This is a genomic window from Parvibaculum sp. (assembly GCF_049672805.1).
Taxonomy (GTDB): domain Bacteria; phylum Pseudomonadota; class Alphaproteobacteria; order Parvibaculales; family Parvibaculaceae; genus Parvibaculum.
Genome location: NZ_JBATWS010000215.1, coordinates 1 through 3,481 on the forward strand (window position 1 = coordinate 1; position 3,481 = coordinate 3,481).

The 3,481-nt window shown below is 60.3% G+C and carries 4 protein-coding genes; 3 read left to right on the forward strand and 1 reads right to left on the reverse strand.

The window, feature by feature from the left end; translation table 11 throughout:
* A partial coding sequence (locus WBF74_RS06850; RefSeq protein WP_424437166.1) for a PLP-dependent aminotransferase family protein occupies positions 1-873 on the reverse strand: 873 nt, incomplete at its 3' end.
* Positions 874-989: 116 nt separating this feature from the next.
* On the opposite strand from WBF74_RS06850, the gene WBF74_RS06855 reads away from it, so the two are divergent.
* From WBF74_RS06855 to WBF74_RS06865, 3 genes are all read left to right on the forward strand, one after another.
* Positions 990-1,610: a pyridoxamine 5'-phosphate oxidase family protein gene (locus WBF74_RS06855; protein WP_424437169.1), complete on the forward strand. Its 621-nt coding sequence runs from the start codon at positions 990-992 to the stop codon at positions 1,608-1,610.
* A 113-nt stretch (positions 1,611-1,723) separates the two neighbouring features.
* Positions 1,724-2,926: a pyridoxal phosphate-dependent aminotransferase gene (locus tag WBF74_RS06860; RefSeq protein ID WP_424437172.1), complete on the forward strand. Its 1,203-nt coding sequence runs from the start codon at positions 1,724-1,726 to the stop codon at positions 2,924-2,926.
* A 51-nt stretch (positions 2,927-2,977) separates the two neighbouring features.
* Positions 2,978-3,481: BglII/BstYI family type II restriction endonuclease (locus WBF74_RS06865; protein WP_424437175.1), on the forward strand; the 504-nt coding region annotated here is incomplete at its 3' end.

Here is a 3,481-nt window from a genome sequence, read left to right on the forward strand (position 1 = left end):
GCGGGGCAGAGACAGCGTTGCGCCGAGCGGAAACTGGTGCGAGGGCGTGACATAGACAAGCTTTGGCTGCTTCTCGCGGCGAATGCCTTCTGCCACATCAATCCCTTCTTCATCGACCGGCACGGGAATGATTTTGGCGCCAGCCGCCGACAGTGCGCCGCGGGCACCGAGATAGCCCGGATCTTCGAGCCAGACGGGATCGCCCGGATCGAGCAGCATCCGCGTCGTCAGGTCGAGAGCCGCCTGCGCACCGACGGTCACGATCACCTGATCGGCGGTGCAGACGACGCCGCGCGACGCGCCGACATAGGCGGCAATCGCCTCGCGCAAGGCGGGTTCGCCTTGACCTGTTTCATAGCCGAACACGGGCTGCCGGGTGTCGCGGCTGTGGCGCGCGAGAAGGCGGCTCCAGACAAGGGCCGGAAATTCGTCAATGGCGGGCAGGCCGGTCTGGAAGGGCTGACCATCACCGCGCATATAGGTAGCAACAGAGCGACGTGTCGCGGAAAGTGCCTCTCCGCGCTGCGACAGGCGGCGGGGCGCTTGCGCCACGGACTTAGGCTTTTCCCTGTGCAGCAGCTTTCGTTCCGGCTGAAAGAGCGTGTCCGGTAATGTGGCTGCGACAACGGTGCCTGCGCCCACGCGTCCCTCGAGATAACCTTCTGCGGTGAGCTGTTCATAGGCGGCAAGAACGGTGTTGCGACCGACGCGAAGCTCACCCGCAAAGCTGCGGGAAGAAGGGAGCCGGATGCCGGGATGCAGACGGCCTTCCAGAATGGCGCTACGCAGCGCCTCATAAAGCTGGCGGTAGAGCGGTGTGGCGCTCGTCTCGTCCAGTGCGATGGTGCCGAGCGGCAAAGGGGTCGAGTGCATGTTCATCCGTTTTACCCCGCGCATGTTGGCTCCATTCTATTTCCAACAATGGTCCTTTTGACAGGGCCAATTTGGGCAAATAGTCGGGCCGCATTTCAGCGAGCGGGGACAGGCCCATGTGTGACTATCAGACTTCAAAGAGCTACCGGGTGCGGCAGGCGCCCAAGCGCGCCAGCTATGACCGGGCGCTCGTCCATTCCATTCTGGATGAGGGATATGTCGCCCACATCGCCTTCGTGGTGGACGGGCTGCCTGTTGCCCTTCCCATGTTCTATGTGCGGGACGGGGAAAGCGTCCTGTTGCATGGCTCACGCAAGAGCCGGTTGGTGAAGCATCTCGTTGGTGGGGCGCCTTTTTGCCTGACCGTCACACATCTCGACGGGCTGGTGCTTGCGCGCTCTGCCTTTCACCACTCGATGAACTATCGCTCCGTCATGGTGCATGGACGGGCTGAACGGGTGACGGGCGAGGAAAAGACCCGCGCCATGGCGCTCATCACCGCACGGGTGCGGCAGGGCCGGCCTTCCGGCGAGCGGCCCGCCAATGAGCAGGAGGCGAAGGCAACGGAAATGCTGCGCCTGCCGCTTGTCGAGGTCGCGGCGAAGGTTCGCACGGGTGGCCCGCTTGATGATGAAGCGGATATGGCGCTACCGGTCTGGGCGGGTGTCATTCCCATGCAGCTTGTCTTTGGCGAGCCGGTGCGCGACGTGGCTTCCGTGCCTGTGGCAGTGGCCTAGGATTTCGCGGCGCGCCTTCTTGTCGCGGCTCTTGTTCTTTGGCACGGGCGGGCTTAGGTTGCGCCCGATCTTTCACCCGCTTGGGTAATGCGCCCGCCAACAGGAGGCTTGTCATGGGCTTTATTTCAGACGCGCTTAACCGCATCCAGCCGTCGGCAACCATTGCCGCCACGCAGAAAGCGCGCGACCTGAAAGCCCTCGGCCGCGATGTGATCTCGCTTGCGGCCGGCGAGCCTGACTTCGACACGCCCGAGAACATCAAGGAAGCCGCTATCCGCGCTATCCGCGAAGGCAAGACGAAGTACACGGCTGTCGATGGCATTCCGGAACTCAAGGAAGCGATCTGCGCGAAGTTCAAGCGCGAGAACAATATCGACTACAAGCCGAGCCAGGCTTTCGTTGCGCCGGGCGGCAAGCCGATCATCTTCAATGCGATGGTCGCCACGCTGAACCCCGGAGACGAAGTCATCATCCCGGCGCCTTACTGGGTGTCCTATCCCGATATCGTAGCGCTTTGCGGCGGCACGCCGGTGGCGGTCGAGACGCGGCTTGAAGACGGCTTCAAGCTGCAGCCCGAGGCGCTGGAAAAGGCGATCACACCCAAGACCAAATGGGTCATCTTCAACTCGCCCTCGAACCCGTCGGGTGCTGCCTACACGGCTGCGGAACTGAAGAAGCTCACCGATGTGCTGATGAAGCATGAGCATGTGTGGATTCTCAGCGACGATATGTATGAGCATCTCACCTATGACGGCTTCAAATTCGCAACACCGGTCGAGGTGGAGCCGGGTCTTTATGACCGCACGCTCACCATGAACGGTGTGTCGAAAGCCTATGCGATGACGGGCTGGCGTATCGGCTATTGCGCCGGGCCGGAGCAGCTCATCAAGGCGATGACAAAGGTGCAGAGCCAGTCCACCTCGAACCCGACCTCAATCAGCCAGTGGGCAGCGGTCGAGGCGCTGAACGGGCCGCAGGATTTCATTCCTCAGCGCGCGGAAGCATTCAAGGCACGGCGCGACCTTGTCGTCTCCATGCTCAATCAGGCGAAGGGTCTGAAATGCCCGACGCCCGAGGGTGCCTTCTATGTCTATCCGTCCTGCGAAGGCTGCATCGGCAAGACAACGCCGGATGGCAAGGTGATCAAGAGCGACGAAGACTTCGCGCTCGCGCTGATCGAGGCGGAAGGCATTTCCGTTGTGCATGGCGCGGCATTCGGTCTCTCGCCCTTCTTCCGCATCTCCTATGCGACATCCACAGAAGAGCTGACGGATGCCTGCCAGCGCATCCAGCGCTTCTGCGCCAGCCTGCGCTGAGCCACCATCACCGAAAAGAAAAGGCCCCGTCTTGCGGGGCCTTTTTTGTGCGTGGATTTTGTCCTCTTTTGGCGTCAAAATGAACCAGATTGGGGAGGCTGGATGTTTGAACGACTAGAAGCCAAAGGATTTCAGATCGAGTTTCACTCTCACGCGTGGGCAATCCTGTCAGTGGATTTTCCAGATGCGCTGCTGGAGTTAAACAAGGCGCTTGAAGAGATAACTATTCCTATAGATGAGATTATCGGGTCGGGCGGCGGTGAAGCGAAGGGCACACAGCGTCTGCGCCGGACACTGACCGAGCTCGGATGGAACAAGGCAAACTTCGAGATCAGAAAGACGATAAACGGCGTGGAGAGAGAATCCATCAGTCATGAGATTGATCATGTGCGCCACTTTGCCAACGGTAGGACGCTTGCTCTGGAGATCGAATGGAATAACAAAGATCCATTTTTCGATCGTGATCTAGAAAACTTCAAGCGGCTGCATGCGGAAGGCGCAATATCTGTAGGTGTTATTGTCACACGCGGTTCTGCACTACAGGACCGGATGACG